Source organism: Alcanivorax sp. HI0083 (genome assembly GCF_001635175.1).
Genome location: NZ_LWFX01000615.1, coordinates 1 through 525, shown reverse-complemented (window position 1 = coordinate 525; position 525 = coordinate 1). Strand labels below are relative to the sequence as shown.

The window sequence follows — 525 nt, the reverse complement described above, 5'->3', positions numbered from 1 at the left end:
GCCATCAGCAGAGGCAGAATCGCAATGTAACAGGGTTTCATATGAGATCTCCGTATTCTTTATTCTGAATGGAAATCTCACTTTAAGGAGGTATAAATACTGCTGTTATCCGCCAGCCACAAACGGTGCTGTAAGCAGATTAGCCCAGACTTTGTAATATAGCGTCGACTACATCCGTAGGTGTGGCGGACTGGGTGATGGGCCGGCCGATTACCATATAGTCCACACCCGCATCACGAGCCTGTACCGGCGTCAGTACCCGACGCTGGTCTCCTGCCTCGGACCCTTGTGGTCGAATCCCCGGGGTCACCAGTTCAAAGGCCGATCCGCAGGCCTGTTTCAGCATTACCGCTTCCTGGGCCGAACAGACCACGCCATCCATGCCTGACGCCCTGGCCAGCTCTGCCAGGCGCTGCACCTGTACCTTGGGCACATCCACCACGCCCACCTGCTGCAGGTCGCTGTCATCCATGCTGGTCAGCACCGTCACGGCGATCAGGTGTGGACGCCGGGCGTGATTGGCAA

At 57.0% G+C, this 525-nt stretch carries 1 protein-coding gene; it reads right to left on the bottom strand.

The genetic code is table 11. The features are described 5' to 3' along the window. Nucleotides 1-139: 139 nt before the first annotated feature. The coding region (locus A3754_RS06180; RefSeq protein WP_197468506.1) for an orotidine 5'-phosphate decarboxylase / HUMPS family protein at nt 140-525 on the bottom strand (386 nt) is incomplete at its 5' end.